Annotated in this window: 14 protein-coding genes; 10 read left to right on the plus strand and 4 right to left on the minus strand. The window is 64.2% G+C overall.

What is annotated here, in order from left to right; genetic code table 11:
- The first annotated feature begins 88 nt into the window (after window positions 1–88).
- Complete coding sequence (locus A9K68_RS00940; protein WP_065006020.1) at window positions 89–589, plus strand: MmcB family DNA repair protein; 501 nt, start codon at window positions 89–91, stop codon at window positions 587–589.
- Window positions 590–672: 83 nt separating this feature from the next.
- Here the strand turns inward: A9K68_RS00940 and nhaA are convergent, their stop codons facing one another.
- The 4 genes from nhaA to hrpB form a co-directional block, all read right to left on the minus strand.
- Window positions 673–1,869: a Na+/H+ antiporter NhaA gene (gene nhaA, locus A9K68_RS00945; protein ID WP_065006147.1), complete on the minus strand. Its 1,197-nt coding sequence runs from the start codon at window positions 1,867–1,869 to the stop codon at window positions 673–675.
- Between the two features lie 208 nt (window positions 1,870–2,077).
- A complete protein-coding gene (locus A9K68_RS00950; RefSeq protein WP_082982096.1) occupies window positions 2,078–2,641 on the minus strand; it encodes an ActR/PrrA/RegA family redox response regulator transcription factor in 564 nt (187 codons plus the stop codon).
- 64 nt (window positions 2,642–2,705) lie between these two features.
- Window positions 2,706–4,031 carry an ActS/PrrB/RegB family redox-sensitive histidine kinase gene (locus A9K68_RS00955; protein ID WP_065006021.1) on the minus strand — a complete coding sequence of 442 codons (1,326 nt, stop codon included), beginning with the start codon at window positions 4,029–4,031 and terminating at the stop codon, window positions 2,706–2,708.
- Window positions 4,032–4,064: 33 nt separating this feature from the next.
- The gene (hrpB, locus tag A9K68_RS00960; RefSeq protein ID WP_065006022.1) at window positions 4,065–6,644 is read right to left on the minus strand and encodes an ATP-dependent helicase HrpB; all 2,580 of its coding nucleotides are present in this window, start codon (window positions 6,642–6,644) and stop codon (window positions 4,065–4,067) included.
- A gap of 400 nt (window positions 6,645–7,044) precedes the next feature.
- Here hrpB and A9K68_RS00970 point away from each other — a divergent pair, with 400 nt between their 5' ends.
- The 9 genes from A9K68_RS00970 (at window position 7,045) to dhaM (ending at window position 14,667) form a co-directional block, all read left to right on the plus strand.
- Window positions 7,045–7,734, plus strand: a complete 690-nt coding sequence (locus A9K68_RS00970) for a PIG-L deacetylase family protein (protein ID WP_065006023.1) — start codon at window positions 7,045–7,047, stop codon at window positions 7,732–7,734.
- A gap of 233 nt (window positions 7,735–7,967) precedes the next feature.
- Window positions 7,968–9,299 carry an ABC transporter substrate-binding protein gene (locus A9K68_RS00975; RefSeq protein ID WP_065006024.1) on the plus strand — a complete coding sequence of 444 codons (1,332 nt, stop codon included), beginning with the start codon at window positions 7,968–7,970 and terminating at the stop codon, window positions 9,297–9,299.
- A gap of 124 nt (window positions 9,300–9,423) precedes the next feature.
- Window positions 9,424–10,371: a sugar ABC transporter permease gene (locus A9K68_RS00980; RefSeq protein WP_065006148.1), complete on the plus strand. Its 948-nt coding sequence runs from the start codon at window positions 9,424–9,426 to the stop codon at window positions 10,369–10,371.
- A complete protein-coding gene (locus A9K68_RS00985) occupies window positions 10,368–11,318 on the plus strand; it encodes a carbohydrate ABC transporter permease (RefSeq protein ID WP_029347718.1) in 951 nt (316 codons plus the stop codon). Before A9K68_RS00980 ends, A9K68_RS00985 begins: the two co-directional genes overlap by 4 nt.
- Complete coding sequence (locus tag A9K68_RS00990; RefSeq protein WP_029347717.1) at window positions 11,315–11,521, plus strand: hypothetical protein; 207 nt, start codon at window positions 11,315–11,317, stop codon at window positions 11,519–11,521. Before A9K68_RS00985 ends, A9K68_RS00990 begins: the two co-directional genes overlap by 4 nt.
- A 3-nt stretch (window positions 11,522–11,524) precedes the next feature.
- Window positions 11,525–12,637, plus strand: a complete 1,113-nt coding sequence (locus tag A9K68_RS00995) for an ABC transporter ATP-binding protein (protein ID WP_065006025.1) — start codon at window positions 11,525–11,527, stop codon at window positions 12,635–12,637.
- Window positions 12,630–13,649 (plus strand): ABC transporter ATP-binding protein, encoded by a 1,020-nt coding sequence (locus A9K68_RS01000; protein ID WP_065006026.1) that lies wholly within the window; start codon window positions 12,630–12,632, stop codon window positions 13,647–13,649. Before A9K68_RS00995 ends, A9K68_RS01000 begins: the two co-directional genes overlap by 8 nt.
- A gap of 29 nt (window positions 13,650–13,678) precedes the next feature.
- Entirely contained in the window at window positions 13,679–14,281 is a 603-nt protein-coding gene (gene dhaL / locus A9K68_RS01005; RefSeq protein ID WP_065006149.1) for a dihydroxyacetone kinase subunit DhaL, read from the plus strand.
- Entirely contained in the window at window positions 14,278–14,667 is a 390-nt protein-coding gene (gene dhaM, locus A9K68_RS01010) for a dihydroxyacetone kinase phosphoryl donor subunit DhaM (RefSeq protein WP_027151568.1), read from the plus strand. The genes dhaL and dhaM overlap by 4 nt, the downstream gene beginning before the upstream one ends.
- Window positions 14,668–14,674 lie beyond the last annotated feature (7 nt).

A 14,674-nucleotide genomic window follows, 5' to 3' on the forward strand; every position in this document is an offset into this window, starting at 1 on the left:
ATTCCTACCGCACTCTTGGTTTGTCAACCAGATAATCGCCTCAAGAAAACGGGTTCAAACCGTGAACAAAGTCTGGCATGGTGCTCCCATGCCAATCATCTCGCCTGTCCCTCTCAACCCGCTTATCGACGGCCGTCAGTCGGAGCGCGCCATGCTCGTGCGGCGTGGCGTGCAGCGTCTGCTCAAGGAAATGGGCGCGCATGTGCTGCCCGAACTGTCACTGGCGACCGGGCGCCGCGCCGACCTCGTCGCGCTGACCCGGCAGGGCGACATCTGGATCATCGAGATCAAATCCTCGATCGAGGATTTCAGGGTCGACCGTAAATGGCCGGACTACCGGCTGCATTCGGACCGCTTCTTCTTCGCCACACATCCCGGCGTACCCTCGGAGATCTTTCCCGAGGGATGCGGTTTTATCCTTTCCGACGGCTATGGCGCCGAAATCCTGCGCGATGCGCCCGAGCACCGCCTGGCGGCGGCGACACGCAAGGCGCTGATGCTGAGGATCGCGCGGGCCGGTGCATCGCGGCTGCTCGCGGCGGAACTCGCCGGCGTGGCGGTGCCGGCGCTGGAAGGTGAGAGCGAGTAGGGGTTTGAGCGCTTCGGTTAGTCTCACTGGAACGTTTGTGCCTTCCTACCCCTTCGCGCTGCCTGGAAACCGCAGCGGCAGCTTTATTCCATCTCCTCGTCCGCCCCATTCGCAGCCGACGCGACCAGCAGCACGGCGGCACCGAGGATCGCGGCGATAAAGGACCCGACGAGGATGCCGACCTTGACCGCGTCCTGCAGCTCGACATTGCTGGCGAAGGCGAGCAGGCCGATGAACAGGCTCATGGTGAAGCCGATGCCGCAGAGCAGCGAAATGCCGATCATGTGCAGCCAGCCGGCATTGACCGGCAGGTCGGCGAAGCCGAGCCGGATGACAAGCGCGGAAGAACCGAACACGCCGACCAGCTTGCCGGCGACGAGGCCGGCGGCGACTCCCAGCGTCAGCGGCTCGACCAGGGCGGCTGCGCTCAGGCCGGCGAGCGAAACGCCGGCATTGGCGAAACCAAAGATCGGGATGACGACGAACGGCACTATTCTGTGCAGGCCGTGCTCGAGCCGGTGCAGCGGCGAATGGTCGAGATCATGCCCGATGCCCGGGGAGACTTTCAAAGGTATGGTCATGGCCAGCGCCACGCCGGCGAGCGTGGCATGGACGCCCGATTTCAGCACCAGCACCCACAGGACGACACCGAGCAGGATGTAGGGCACCAGCGTCAGCACCTTCATGCGGTTGAGCACGATCAGCAGAGCAATGACCGCGAAGGCGGCGCCGAGATAGGCGAGCGACAGGCCGGTCGTGTAGAACACCGCGATGATGATGACCGCGCCGAGGTCGTCGATGATGGCGAGCGCGGTGAGGAATACCTTCAGCGACCCCGGCACGCGGCTGCCGAGCAGCGACAGCACGCCGAGCGCAAACGCGATGTCGGTGGCGGTCGGGATCGCCCAGCCGGACAGAGCGGCCGGGTTGTCGCGGTTGATGGCGACATAGACAAGTGCCGGCACCAGCATGCCGCCGGCGGCGGCGATGCCGGGAAGGGCGCGCCGTGGCCAGGTCGAGAGCTGGCCATCCAGCATCTCGCGCTTGATCTCCAGGCCGACCAGCAGGAAGAACACGGCCATCAGGCCGTCATTGATCCAGTGCGATACGCTGAGCGGTCCGAGATAGGCGTGAAGGGCGTCGAAATAGGCTTCGGCCAGCGGCGAATTGGCGACGATCAGGGCCAGTGCCGCGGCTGCCATCAGGACGATGCCGCCTGCCGCCTCGCTGTCGAGGAATTCGCGAAAAATGGAGACCGGCCGTTGCTTCTGGTCCTGCATGTCGTCTCCGTCGCGTCGCCTACCCGCCGGCAGGGCCAACATCACCCGATGCCATGATGCGCAAACACCAATGGCAGGGGCAAGTCTCTACAGCGCTGCGTGTCCTTTGGGGCGCGCAAAGCACGCTGTAGCACTTGAGTTTGCGCGTGATCCCCAGCGAAAACCGATTCCGCCATTCGCCGACACGAACCTTCGGTTCGGTCAGACGTCAGCGCGGCGCGCGCTTGGCCAGTATCCGCTGCAGCGTGCGGCGATGCATATTAAGCCGGCGCGCGGTCTCGGAGACGTTGCGGTCGCACATTTCGTAGACGCGCTGGATGTGCTCCCAGCGCACGCGGTCGGCCGACATCGGGTTTTCAGGCGGTGCGGCGCGTTCGCCTGCCGTGCGGGTAAGTGCGGCGAAAATGTCGTCGGCATCGGCCGGCTTCGACAGGTAGTCGATGGCCCCCAGCTTCACCGCCGTCACTGCGGTGGCGATGTTGCCGTAGCCGGTGAGGATAATGGCGCGGGCGTCGTCGCGCTTCTCGCGGATGGCGGCAACGACGTCGAGGCCGTTGCCGTCGGCGAGCCGCATGTCGACCACGGCATAGGCGGGCGGGTTGGCGCGCGCCTTGGCCACCGCCTCCTCGACGCTCTCGGCGGTCTCGACTACAAAACCCCTGGTTTCCATGGCGCGGGCGAGGCGCGTGAGGAACGGCTTGTCGTCGTCGACGATCAGCAGCGAGGTGTCCTCGCCTTCAACCATTGCGCCAATCGTTTCGTCGCCGTTCATCGTCTTCTAAATTCCTGCTGCCCGATTTTTACGCAGATATAGTTTTGGAGCGCTATTGTCCAATTCAAGCCGTGTCAAACATGGTGGCCGAAGCCGATTCAGGGTTGAGGAAGACGCTGCGCGGCCACGATATCTGCACGACGGCGCCCTCGCCCGGTTCGTTTGAATTGCGGAAATCGAGCGTGGCCCCCGAGCGTTCAAGCAAGGTCTTGGCGATGAAAAGCCCCAGTCCGAGGCCGCCGCCGGCCTCGGTGCCCTGGCGCGTCGACATATAGGGCTCGCCGATGCGGTCGATGATTTCGGGAGGGAAACCCGGCCCGTCGTCGATGATCGAGAAGGTGACGGCAGCCTCGTTCCAGCTCCAGCGCACGGTGACGCTCTTACGGGCAAAATCGACGGCATTCTCGACCAGATTGCCAAGGCCGTAGATGACGCCGGGATTGCGCCGCCCGACCGGTTCGGGGCCAATGCGCTCGCCAGGGCGAAGCTTGATCGAGATGCCGAAATCGCGGTGCGGGGCAGTCATCTCCTCGACCAGCGAAGTTAGCGGCATGCGGGAGAGATGCGCCTCGCCCTCGGACGACAAGCTGGTCAGGCGCTTGAGGATTTCCCGGCAACGCTCGCTCTGCGAGCGCAGCAGCGTCACGTCCTCGCCGTATTTTGGATCGTTGCGGAGCGCCTTCTCCATCTCCTTGGCGACAAGCGTGATGGTGGCAAGCGGCGTGCCCAGCTCATGCGCGGCGGCGGCGGCAAGGCCGTCCAGTGCCGACAAATGCTGCTCGCGCTGCAGCACCAGCTCGGTGGCGGCAAGCGCGTTGGCGAGCAGCCGGGCTTCCTCGGCCACGCGGAAGGCATAGATCGCGGTGAAGGCGATCGAGGAAAACACCGCCATCCACATGCCGGCGACATAAATGAACGGCATCTCCAGCGGCGCGCCCTCGTACCAGGGCAGCGGCAGATGGAAGAACACCAGCAGGCTCGCCGCCACCATCACCAGCGCGCCGAGGATGGCGGTCAGGCGCAGCGGCAGCGACGTCGCCGAGATGACCACGGGCACGGTGACCAGCACTGAAAACGGATTGGTGAGGCCGCCCGTCAGGTAGAGCAGGCCGGCAAGCTGCAGGCTGTCGATGGTCAGGATGGCGAAAGCCGGCAGCGGGGTCAGCCGATGCGCCGCCGGATAGCGGAAGGTCAGCAACAGGTTCATCCAGGCAGAACAGGCGATCAGCGCGAAGCAGGGACTGACGGGCAGCGGGAACTTCAGCCCATAGGCAACGACGATAACCGCCAGGCTCTGGCCCACGATGGCAAGCCAGCGCAGCCTGATCAGCGTGTTAAGGCGCAGCCGCTGGCTTTGCTGGAAGTCGGGCGCCCGCAGGATGTTTATCATGGCCAAGGATTTATAGCCGGAAAAGGGTAAAGGCTAGGTCCCCCGCGGTTTGGCGCGGCTGGTGGCTGTGGCGAGAAGCGGGTTCTCCGGCCAGACGTGCTTTGGGTAACGACCACGCATGTCGGCCCGCACATCGGCCCAGGAGCCGCGCCAGAAACCGGGCAGGTCGCGGGTCGTCTGGATCGGCCGGTGCGCCGGCGATAAAAGCTCGAGCGTCAGCGGCACGGTGCCACTGGCGATCGCGGGATGCCGGTCGAGACCGAACAATTCCTGGACGCGGATCGCCAGCACCGGCCATTCGCCATCATAGCGGATCGGCACGCGGCTGCCGGACGGAGCGTCGAAATGGGTCGGCGCCAGTGCCTCGATCCTGCGCTGGAGATCGTGCGGCACCAATGCCATAAGGCCGGCCGAAAGCACGCCCGGATCGATCGCCGCAAAGGACGCCGCGCCGGAGAGATACGGCAGCAGCCAGTCGTCGAGGCTATCGTCGAGCGCGGCGTCGGAAACATCGGGCCAGGGCGGGCCGAGGCCGCGATGCAGCCAGCCGAGCCGTTGACGCAGCGTTTCAGCCTCCTTGCCCCACGGCAAAAGCGACAGCCCGTGTTGGCGCAAGGCGTCGAGGATGGCGCGATCCGCCTCAGTGCCGGCCGGCGGCGGCAGCATACGTTCGGACAGCGTGATGGCGCCGATGCGAACGGTTTCGCGCACGCGCACCGCGCGCCTGTCGCGGTCGAAGCTGGTTTCACGGCTTGTCTCGATTTTTTGCGCAAGCGTAGCGCGAATGTCGGTCTCATCTATTGCCGCTGCTGCCGTGATGCGGGCGTTCTGCGCCTTGCCCTGCAGATCGGCGACGACGAGCCAGGCCGCGCCCGCCAGCGGGTCGGCGGCGTCGAGCATGGCGCCCGAACCGTTGGCCAGCACGAAACGGCCGCGCTCGCCGCGCGCCTTGGCGACGCGATCCGGCCAGGCATGGATGAGGAGCGCGCCGGCCCTACGCTCCCCCTCGAGGGGAGGGTCGATCCGCGAAGCGGAGCGGGGTGGGGTCGGATCGGGCACGCCATCGGCGATCCCACCCCGTCTCCCTCGCTTCGCTGCGCTCGGCTCGCGCGCCGGCCCTCCCCTCGAGGGGGAGGCTGAGGCCTGTTTCGCCAATCGCTCGGCGAGCTGCCGCGCGGCGGTGGCGCGCGGCGATCTTTCGGATCGGAACCGCATCAGCCGCCGTTCGAGGTCGGCGCCATCGCCGCCAAGGCCACGCTCGGTGAGCAGCACGGCGAGCATGGCCGCTTCGAACGCCTGGCCGGTCTTTGCCGCGTCGGCGACCATGTGGGCCAGCCGCACCGGCAGCGCCAGCCTGCGCATCGCAGCACCCGATTCCGTCAGGCGCCCTGCCTCGTCGATGGCGTCGAGCGCACGAAGAAGCGACCTTGCCTCGTTGAGTGCTGGGGTGGGCGGCGGATCGAGGAACGAAAGGCTCACCGGGTCGACGACACCGAAGGCGGCGCAATCGAGCATCAACCCCGACAGATCGGCTTCGAGGATTTCCGGCGGGGTGAAGGCGGGAAGCGCCGCCGTCTGCTCGGCCCGCCACAGCCGGATGGCGACGCCCGGCTGCGTGCGCCCGGCGCGGCCGGCGCGCTGGTCGGCCGAGGCTTTGCTGACCCGCACCGTCTCCAGCCGCGTCAGGCCGCTGGCCGGTTCGTAGCGCGGCAGGCGCGACAGGCCGGAATCGATGACGACGCGCACGCCGTCGATGGTGATCGAGGTCTCGGCGATCGAGGTCGCCAGCACCACCTTGCGGCGGCCGGACGGCGCCGGCTTGATCGCGGCGTCCTGCGCCTTGTTGTCGAGCATGCCGTAGAGCGGCACGATATCGGTGTCGGCACTGACGCGGCCTTGCAGCCGCTCGGCGGTGCGCTCGATCTCGCGCTGGCCGGGCAGGAAAGCGAGCACGCTGCCGCTCTCATCGGCAAGGACCGTGCGGATCGCCTTGGCCATGGCGTCTTCGATGGCGATGCCGGCCGGCCGCTCGTCGTAGCGGATGTCGACGGGAAAGGCGCGGCCTTCGCTCTCGATCACCGGGGCGCCGGAAAGCAGCCGCGAGACTCGCCCGCCGTCAAGCGTCGCCGACATGACCAGCAATCGCAGCTCGGGCCTCAGTGCACCTTCCACGTCGAGCGCCAGCGCCAGCCCGAAATCGCCGTCGAGCGAACGCTCATGGAACTCGTCGAAGAATACCGCCGAGACACCGGGCAACTCCGGATCGTCGAGGATCATCCGCGACAGCACGCCTTCTGTCACGACGAGGATTTTGGTCCTCGCAGAAGTGCGGTTTTCCATGCGCATGGCGTAACCGACTGTTTCGCCGGGTTCCTCGCCGAGCAGTTCGGCCATGCGGCGGGCGGCAGCGCGGGCAGCGAGCCGGCGCGGCTCGAGCAGAATGATCTTTCCCGTGCCGAGCCATGGCGCGTCGAGCAGCGCCAGCGGCACCAGCGTCGTCTTGCCGGCGCCGGGCGACGCCACCAGCACGGCGCTGTTGCCTTGGCCGAGCGCTTCGCTGAGCGCCGGCAGCAGGGCGGAGACCGGAAGCTCCGGCAAGGGTTTTCTGGTCATTGTTCCAAGGATGCATCCATCCAATTGCGGCGGATCCGCAGCGCCCGCATATCAGCGGTGGCGGTCGCCGCGCAACTCAAAGCCGGGTCCGCGAGAACGGGTTCCAGCGCACCGTGCCGAGCCTCACATCCTCGACCACCATCGTCAAAAGGCCGAAGCCGCCAATGACGTCGAGGCCGACAGGCGACAGAAGATCTGGCGACAGAGATCTGGCGACAGAGGATCTGGATATTCCTGGAGAACGCGCCCAGGATCACTGGCCCGAGGATCTGCGAATAATGTGTCGGCGCGATCCGCCCAGGCTTTTGACAACGGCATCGTTGCATGAACAGCTTGCATAGGGGGCTGGGCGAGCAGAATTCCGTTGTCCACGTTATTCCAGTTCCAGGGAGAATGCAGAGTGAAGATACTGGCGCTCGGTGCGCATCCGGACGATATCGAGATCTTCATGTTCGGTACGATGGCGGCCTATGCCGCACAAGGCGCAGAATTGGTTTTTGCGATAGCCACGGACGGCGCCAAGGGCGGGAAGGGCGATCCGGAATTACTCGCCCGCGCCCGCCGCGAGGAAGCGGCTGTGGCGGCGGACCTGCTTGGCGCAACTCCGCACTTCCTCGACTTTCCGGATGGCACGCTGGTTGCCGATGCCGCGCTAATCGCGGCGCTGAAGGCGCTGGTTGGCGACCTGAAGCCAGATCTGGTGATCACCCATGCGCCGAACGACTACCATGGCGACCACCGTGCGCTGTCGGACGGCCTGCGCATCGCGGCATCCTTCACTGTCCCGGTGCTGCATGCCGATACGCTCGGTGGCACCGGCTTTTCGCCGACGCATTATGTCGATATCTCCGGGCATTTCGAGCTCAAGGCGATGGCGATCCGGGCACACCAGTCGCAGGATCCCGAACGTTTCGTCGATGCGGCGCGCACGCAGAACGCGTTTCGCGCCGGCCAGTGCAATGGCGCGGCCGGTTCCTTCGCTGAGGCCTTCCGCTTCGAACCGATCTTCCCCTTCGCCGATATCCGCGCCCTGCTGCCGCCGGCCCCAGTGATCCGGCCGGTGACGGTGAGCACCAAAACGGTCGAATGAGCCGGCGCCCGCGCGCCGGACGATCGGACCACCCGCCTTTCCTGAATCAAGCGACCCATGCGCCATGCTGCAGCGCAGCGACGAATTCGCTTGCCTTGTTTAGTAAAAATTGCATCACTAAACAAATTACTAAACACCCGACGCTCAACCGCGTCGCCATGTTTGGACCCCTGAGGAGGGGGGTTGAGGTTTGAAACCGTCATCCGGACGCGTTTCGTAAATGGGAGGAAGGCATGAAATCGACCTTGAAACTGACGTTGGGACTGACCTCGGCGATGTTTGCGTCGACCGCCGTTTCGAACGTCGCGCAGGCGGAAGATCTGACGCTTTGCTGGGCAGCTTGGGACCCGGCCAACGCGCTTGTCGAATTGTCCAAGGATTTTACCAAGGAATCCGGCATCGGCATGAAATTCGAGTTCGTGCCGTGGACCAACTATGCCGATCGCTTCCTCAACGAGTTGAATTCCAAGGGCAAGCTGTGCGACCTGATCATCGGCGACAGCCAGTGGATCGGCGGCTCAGCCGAGAACGGCCACTACGTCAAGCTGAACGACTTCTTCGATAAGGAGAAGATCAGCATGGACGACTTCGTGCCGGCGACCGTCGTCGGCTATTCGGAATGGCCGAAGAACTCGCCGAACTACTGGGCGCTGCCGGCCATGGGCGATGTCGTCGGCTGGACCTACCGCAAGGACTGGTTCTCCAAGCCGGAACTGCAGAAGGAATTCAAGGAAAAATACGGCTGGGATCTCGCCGCGCCGACGACCTTCGACCAGTTGAAGCAGATCGCCGAGTTCTTCCAGAAGCGCGAGATCGACGGCAAGACGGTCTATGGCGCGTCGATCTATACCGAGCGCGGCTCTGAAGGCATCACCATGGGCGCCATGGACGTGCTCTACAGCTTCGGCTTCAACTATGAGAATCCCGACAAGCCCTACGAGATGGACGGCTTTGTCAACTCCGAGAAATCGGTGAAGGGCCTGGAGTTTTACAAGGCGCTCTATGACTGCTGCACGCCTCCCGGGGCCTCGAACAGCTACATGGGCGAAGGCGTCGACGCCTTCAAATCCGGCCAGGTGGCGATGCACATGAATTTCGCCTTTACCTGGCCCGGCCTGCAGAAAGACGAGAATGTCGGCGGCGACAAGATCGGTTATTTCGCCAATCCCAAAGGACCCGACGGCGATCAATTCGCCCAGCTCGGCGGCCAGGGCATTTCGGTGGTGTCCTATTCCGACAAGCAGGAGGCCGCGCTCAAATACATCAAGTGGTTCGCCAACAAGGACGTGCAGGCCAAATGGTGGTCGCTCGGCGGCTTTTCCTGCCTCAACGCAGTCGTCAAGGATCCAGGCTTCCCGGCCAGCCAGCCTTACGCGCAGACCTTCCTCGACTCCATGGCCATCGTGAAGGATTTTTGGGCAGAGCCCAGCTATGCGCCGCTGCTGCAGGCGTCGCAGAAGCGCTTCCATGACTATGTCGTCGCCGGCCAGGGTTCGGCCAAGGATGCGCTGGACGGCCTGGTCAAGGACTGGACCGAGGTCTTCCAGGACGATGGCAAGATGTAGTTGGGGCAGATGTAATCGGCTCCTCCCGAGCCATGCCGCGTGTCCCGTGCCGCCCTTGGCACGGGACACAGTTCAGATAAATTTCCATTGTCGAGACGACCAAGTGACCGAAGCGGGACTGACCATGCTCAATCGGACTGCGGACAGCGTTGCCCGGGCTACGCCTGAGCCGTTGGCCCGCAAGGTCCGGGGCATCAGCGACAAGGGCCTCGCCTGGCTGTTTATCTCGCCGACGATCCTGTTGCTGCTCGCCATCAACATCTTCCCGCTGTTCTGGGCGATCTATCTCTCCTTCACCAATTACCGGGCCAATCGCCCCAACGAGGTGGTCAGGAACGTCGGCCTTGCCAATTACAAACGCATCCTCGGTGACCAGGACATCTGGATCGCCATGCAGACGACCGCGCATTTCGTGTTCTGGAGCATCCTGCTGCAGACGCTGATCGGCTTCACGCTGGCTTGGCTGATAGACCGGAAGTTTCGCGGCCACGCCTTCTGGACGACCATCATTCTCGTGCCGATGATGCTGTCACCGGCAGTTGTCGGCAATTTCTGGCGCTTCCTCTACGAGCCGCAGATCGGTCTGTTCGCCTATGCCGTCTCGTTCGTCACCGGCATTCCGGCAACGCAGATCGGCATGCTCTCCAACGTGTCGCTGGCGCCGTGGTCGATCGTCATCGTCGACACCTGGATGTGGACGCCTTACGTGATGCTGATCTGTCTCGCCGGGCTGCGCTCGATCCCCGAATACATCTATGAGGCGGCCGAGGTCGACCGCGCCTCCAACTGGCGGCAGTTCTGGTCGATCACGCTGCCGATGGCGCTGCCCTTTATCATGCTGGCGGTGCTGTTCCGCGGCATCGAGAACTTCAAGATGTTCGACATGGTCAACCTGCTCACCGGCGGCGGACCGGGCTCGACCACCGAAGTCGCCTCGATCACGCTGAAGCGGCAGGCCTTCGAAAGCTGGCGGACGGGTTATTCCTCAGCCTTCGCCATCATCCTGTTCGTCGCGGTGTTCGGGCTGGCCAATATCTACGTCAAGGCGCTCAACAAGGTGAAGCAGAGATGAGCCTGACGTCAGCCCATTCAGTCGTCGCACCCTCGGCCACGTCGAAGCGCGTCGCCGGCACGATCATCGTGCTTTACGCGCTGATCTCGATCGTGCCGCTGCTGTGGATCTTCGCCACCAGCTTCAAGACGCCGCCGGATTCGATCGCCTATCCGCCGAAGATCCTGTTCCAGCCGAGCCTCGAGGGCTACTGCAATCTGTTCTCGACCCGCACCCGGCAGACACCGGAATACATCAACTCGCTGGGACCGGCGACGGGCGTCTGCGACGAGACAGTGCGCAAGCGCAACATGGTGATCGCCGGGCCGTCCAACTTCATGCCGCGCTTCATAAACTCGCTGATCATCGCCTTCGGCTCGACCTTCTGCGCGGTGTTCCTCGGCACAATGTCGGCCTATGGCTTCTCGCGCTTCAAGGTGCCGTTGGCCGACGATCTGCTGTTCTTCATCCTGTCGACGCGGATGATGCCGCCGATCGCGGTCGCTATTCCCATCTACCTGATGTACCGCGAGCTCGGCCTGTCGGACACCGCACTCGGCATGATCCTGCTCTACACGGCGGTCAACGTGTCGCTGGCCGTGTGGCTGCTCAAGGGCTTCATCGACGAGATCCCGCGCGAATACGAAGAAGCGGCGATGATCGACGGCTATACGCGGCTGCAGGCCTTCTGGCGCACCGTGCTGCCGCAGGCGACCACCGGCATTGCCGCGACGGCCATCTTCTGCCTGATCTTCGCCTGGAACGAGTATGCGTTCGCCGCACTGCTGACCTCGGGCACGGCGCAGACCGCACCGCCCTTTATCCCGACCATCATCGGCGAAGGCGGCCAGGACTGGCCGGCCGTCGCCGCGGGCACGACGATCTTCCTGGTGCCGATCCTGGTGTTCACCATCCTGCTCCGCAAGCAGTTGCTGCGTGGCATCACCTTCGGCGCGGTGCGCAAATGAGCCTGACCCAACCCGCAAAACGCAAGTCGCGCTGGCCGGCATGGGCGAGGCGCGGCCTGATGGAGAATATCGCGACGGTGATCATAGCCATTGGCTTCCTGATGTTGTTCCAGCCCTTCGCGCTGTCGCTCTATACTTATTCGTTCATCACCATGCTGGCCGGCACGGCGATGTTCATAATCGTCTCGAAATTTCCGGAGTAGACGATGGCGGAGATCAGGGTCGAGCATCTGAGAAAGGCTTTCGGCGATTTCGTCGCCGTGCAGGATTCCAGCTTCGTCGTTAGAGATGGCGAGTTCTTCGTCATGCTGGGCCCGTCGGGTTGCGGCAAGACGACGACCTTGCGCATGATCGCCGGCCTGGAATTGCCGACCGGCGGCAAGATCCTGCTTGGCGGCGAGGACGTCACCATGCGGCGTGCCCGCGAGCGCGACATCGCCTTCGTCTTCCAGCTGTTCGCGCTCTATCCGCATATGAATGTGCGCAGGAACATCGGCTTCCCGCTGCTGGCGCAAGGCATGCCAGGCATCGAAATCCGCCAGCGCGTCGAGGAGACGGCGAAGCTGTTGCGCATCGACCATCTGCTCAACAAATCAGTCTCCGGCCTTGCCGGCGGCGACCGCCAGCGCGTGGCGCTTGGCCGCGCCATCGTGCGGCGGCCAAAATGCTTCCTGATGGACGAGCCGCTCGGCACGCTCGACACCGAATTCCGCGATCTCATGGTCCATGAGCTGCGCGAACTGCACAACCGCATCCATGCCACCACCGTCTACGTCACGCATGACCAGATGGAAGCGATGTCGATGGCCGACAAGATCGCGGTGATGAACCACGGCGTCATCGAGCAGTTTGGAAGTCCACGCGAAATCTACGACCGGCCGGCGACGATGTTCGTCGCCGATTTCATCGGCTCGCCGCCGATGAATTTTCTCGGCTTTGGTGGCGGGCTTTCAAAGGGCGCCAGGGAGATCGTAGTGCAAGGCGCCAAGGTGGCAGTGCCGGAGGTGCGCGAGGATATCGCGTCGACCGACATGGCGCTCGGCATCCGGCCGGAACACATCCGCTTCGACGACGGCTCGAAGCTGCGCGGCGCCATCTATGGCACCGAATATCTCGGCACCACGCAGATCGTTGCGGTGGAGACATCAGGCGGCATCATCAAGGCGCGGGTGCCGGCCGAAATCCGGCTCAATGCGGGCGACCATGTCGGCCTGGCGCTGAGCAGCGCGCGGCTGTCGCTGTTCGAGAAGGGATCCGGCCGCGCGGTGCGAACCGCAATCCATGACGGGGGCTCTCAGGGAAAAGCGCATCATGGCTGACGTGCACATCAAAGGCGTGACAAAAGCCTTCGGCGAGCATGTCGCCGTGGACACTCTCGATCTGCACGTCGCCGATGGCGAATTCGTCGTGCTGCTCGGCCCGACCGGGGCCGGCAAGACGACGACGCTTCGGCTGGTCGCAGGATTGGAACGGCCGGATACGGGCTCAATCCATATCGGCGGCCGTGATGCGACAATGTTGTCGCCGGCCGAGCGCGACACCGCCTTCGTCTTCCAGCAATATTCGCTCTATCCGCATCTGTCAGTCTACGACAACCTGGCCTTTCCGCTGCGCTCGCCGGCGCGGCGGCTGAACGAGGACGCGGTGCGCCGCCGCGTCGAGGATGTGGCCGAGATGGTGCGTATCCACCACAAGCTCTCCAATCGCTCCACCAAACTTTCCGGCGGCGAGATGCAGCGCGTCGCCATCGGACGCGCCCTTGTGCGCAAGCCCGCGATCTACCTGATGGACGAGCCGCTGTCGTCGCTCGACGCCAAGCTGCGCGCCGACCTCCGGCTTGAGCTGAAGCGCATTCAGGCCGAGGTCGGCGCTACCATGCTTTATGTCACGCACGACCAGATCGAAGCGATGACGATGGCCGATCGGATCGGGATTCTCGCCGATGGCGTTCTGGTGCAGATCGGCACGCCGCGGACAATCTATTCCGAGCCGGCAAACCTTCATGTCGCCGCAAGGCTCGGCCAGCCGGCGATCAATCTGTTGCCGACCGGCCTGCTGCCCGATGGCGACATGCCGGCGGGAACCAAGACGATCGGTGCGCGTACAGAACATCTGTCGATCGGCAAGGCATCGAACGGCCCCGCCGACGGCGTTGTTGACTGGGTCGAACATCTGGGCGACCAGAATCACCTGCATGTGACGGTGGGAAGCAAAAAGCTGGTGACGCTGACCGACCCCGACACGCAATTGGAAAGAGGCGACAGGGTGGCTATTCGTTACCGGGCGCCGCTGTTCTTCGACCAGGCCGGCAACAGGATTGCAAACCGATGAGCCCTGGGACGCTGGACAAGACTTGGACGATGGACAAGGTTGACCTGAAGACGCTGATACCAGCCACCGCCGATACGATTGCAGCTCACGCGGACGAGCTGACCGCGCTCGACCAGGCGATCGGCGACGGCGACCATGGGCTCAATATGAAGCGCGGCTTTGAGGCGGTGCGGGCTGAGGCCGAGGCGTTCGCGGCAAAGCCATTGCCGGAGGCGCTGAAGGCGATCGGCACCAAGCTGGTGATGACGGTCGGCGGGGCATCGGGACCGCTGTTCGGGACGCTGTTCATGGCGCTCGGCAAGGAGATTTCCGCTGAGCCGGATCACGCCAATCTGGCGGCGGCTTTCGGTAAGGCAATCGAGGCGGTGGCAGCCAGGGGCAAGTCGCAGGTCGGGCAAAAGACCATGCTCGACGTGCTGAAGCCGGTGCATGACGCCCTGCTGCAGGGAAAAACCGGGGCGGAAATCGCCGATGTCGCGGACAATGCGGCCGCTGCCACCGTGCCGATGAAAGCCTTGCGCGGACGCGCCTCGTTTCTCGGCGACCGCTCGATCGGCCATATGGATGCCGGCGGGCGCTCGGTCGCGCTTTTGGTGCGGGCCGTCGTCGAAAGCATCGAGGGGCAAGCATGAGCAATGTCGGCATCGTCATCGTATCGCATTCCCCGCTGGTCGCCGAAGGCACGGCCGATATGGTGCGCCAGATGGTCGGCGACGAAGTGCCGCTTGCATGGTGCGGCGGAAACGGCCATGGCGGGCTGGGAACCAATGTCGAGGCGATCATGGGCGCCATCGACAAGGCCTGGTCGGAGGCGGGTGTCGCCATACTTGTCGATCTTGGCGGCGCCGAGACCAACAGCGAGATGGCGGTCGAGATGATCGGCGAGCCGCGCGCGCACAAGATCATCGTCTGCAATGCGCCGATCGTCGAAGGCGCGGTGATGGCGGCGACGGAGGCGTCCGGCGGCGCCTCGCTCAGGGAAGTGGTGGCGACGGCACACGAATTGTCGCCATCGTGAATGAACA

Source organism: Mesorhizobium sp. AA22, from assembly GCF_001672375.2.
In the GTDB taxonomy this organism is placed as follows: domain Bacteria; phylum Pseudomonadota; class Alphaproteobacteria; order Rhizobiales; family Rhizobiaceae; genus Mesorhizobium; species Mesorhizobium wenxiniae.

Excerpts from the sequence above, each read along its gene's own strand:
- dhaL (WP_065006149.1), top strand. The coding sequence starts at position 13,679 with ATGGACAAGGTTGACCTGAAGACGCTGATACCAGCCACCGCCGATACG.
- A9K68_RS00940 (WP_065006020.1), top strand. The coding sequence starts at position 89 with ATGCCAATCATCTCGCCTGTCCCTCTCAACCCGCTTATCGACGGCCGT.
- nhaA (WP_065006147.1), bottom strand. The coding sequence starts at position 1,869 with ATGCAGGACCAGAAGCAACGGCCGGTCTCCATTTTTCGCGAATTCCTC.
- A9K68_RS00975 (WP_065006024.1), top strand. The coding sequence starts at position 7,968 with ATGAAATCGACCTTGAAACTGACGTTGGGACTGACCTCGGCGATGTTT.
- A9K68_RS00950 (WP_082982096.1), bottom strand. The coding sequence starts at position 2,641 with ATGAACGGCGACGAAACGATTGGCGCAATGGTTGAAGGCGAGGACACC.
- A9K68_RS00955 (WP_065006021.1), bottom strand. The coding sequence starts at position 4,031 with ATGATAAACATCCTGCGGGCGCCCGACTTCCAGCAAAGCCAGCGGCTG.
- A9K68_RS00985 (WP_029347718.1), top strand. The coding sequence starts at position 10,368 with ATGAGCCTGACGTCAGCCCATTCAGTCGTCGCACCCTCGGCCACGTCG.
- A9K68_RS01000 (WP_065006026.1), top strand. The coding sequence starts at position 12,630 with ATGGCTGACGTGCACATCAAAGGCGTGACAAAAGCCTTCGGCGAGCAT.
- A9K68_RS00995 (WP_065006025.1), top strand. The coding sequence starts at position 11,525 with ATGGCGGAGATCAGGGTCGAGCATCTGAGAAAGGCTTTCGGCGATTTC.
- hrpB (WP_065006022.1), bottom strand. The coding sequence starts at position 6,644 with ATGACCAGAAAACCCTTGCCGGAGCTTCCGGTCTCCGCCCTGCTGCCG.
- A9K68_RS00990 (WP_029347717.1), top strand. The coding sequence starts at position 11,315 with ATGAGCCTGACCCAACCCGCAAAACGCAAGTCGCGCTGGCCGGCATGG.
- dhaM (WP_027151568.1), top strand. The coding sequence starts at position 14,278 with ATGAGCAATGTCGGCATCGTCATCGTATCGCATTCCCCGCTGGTCGCC.
- A9K68_RS00980 (WP_065006148.1), top strand. The coding sequence starts at position 9,424 with ATGCTCAATCGGACTGCGGACAGCGTTGCCCGGGCTACGCCTGAGCCG.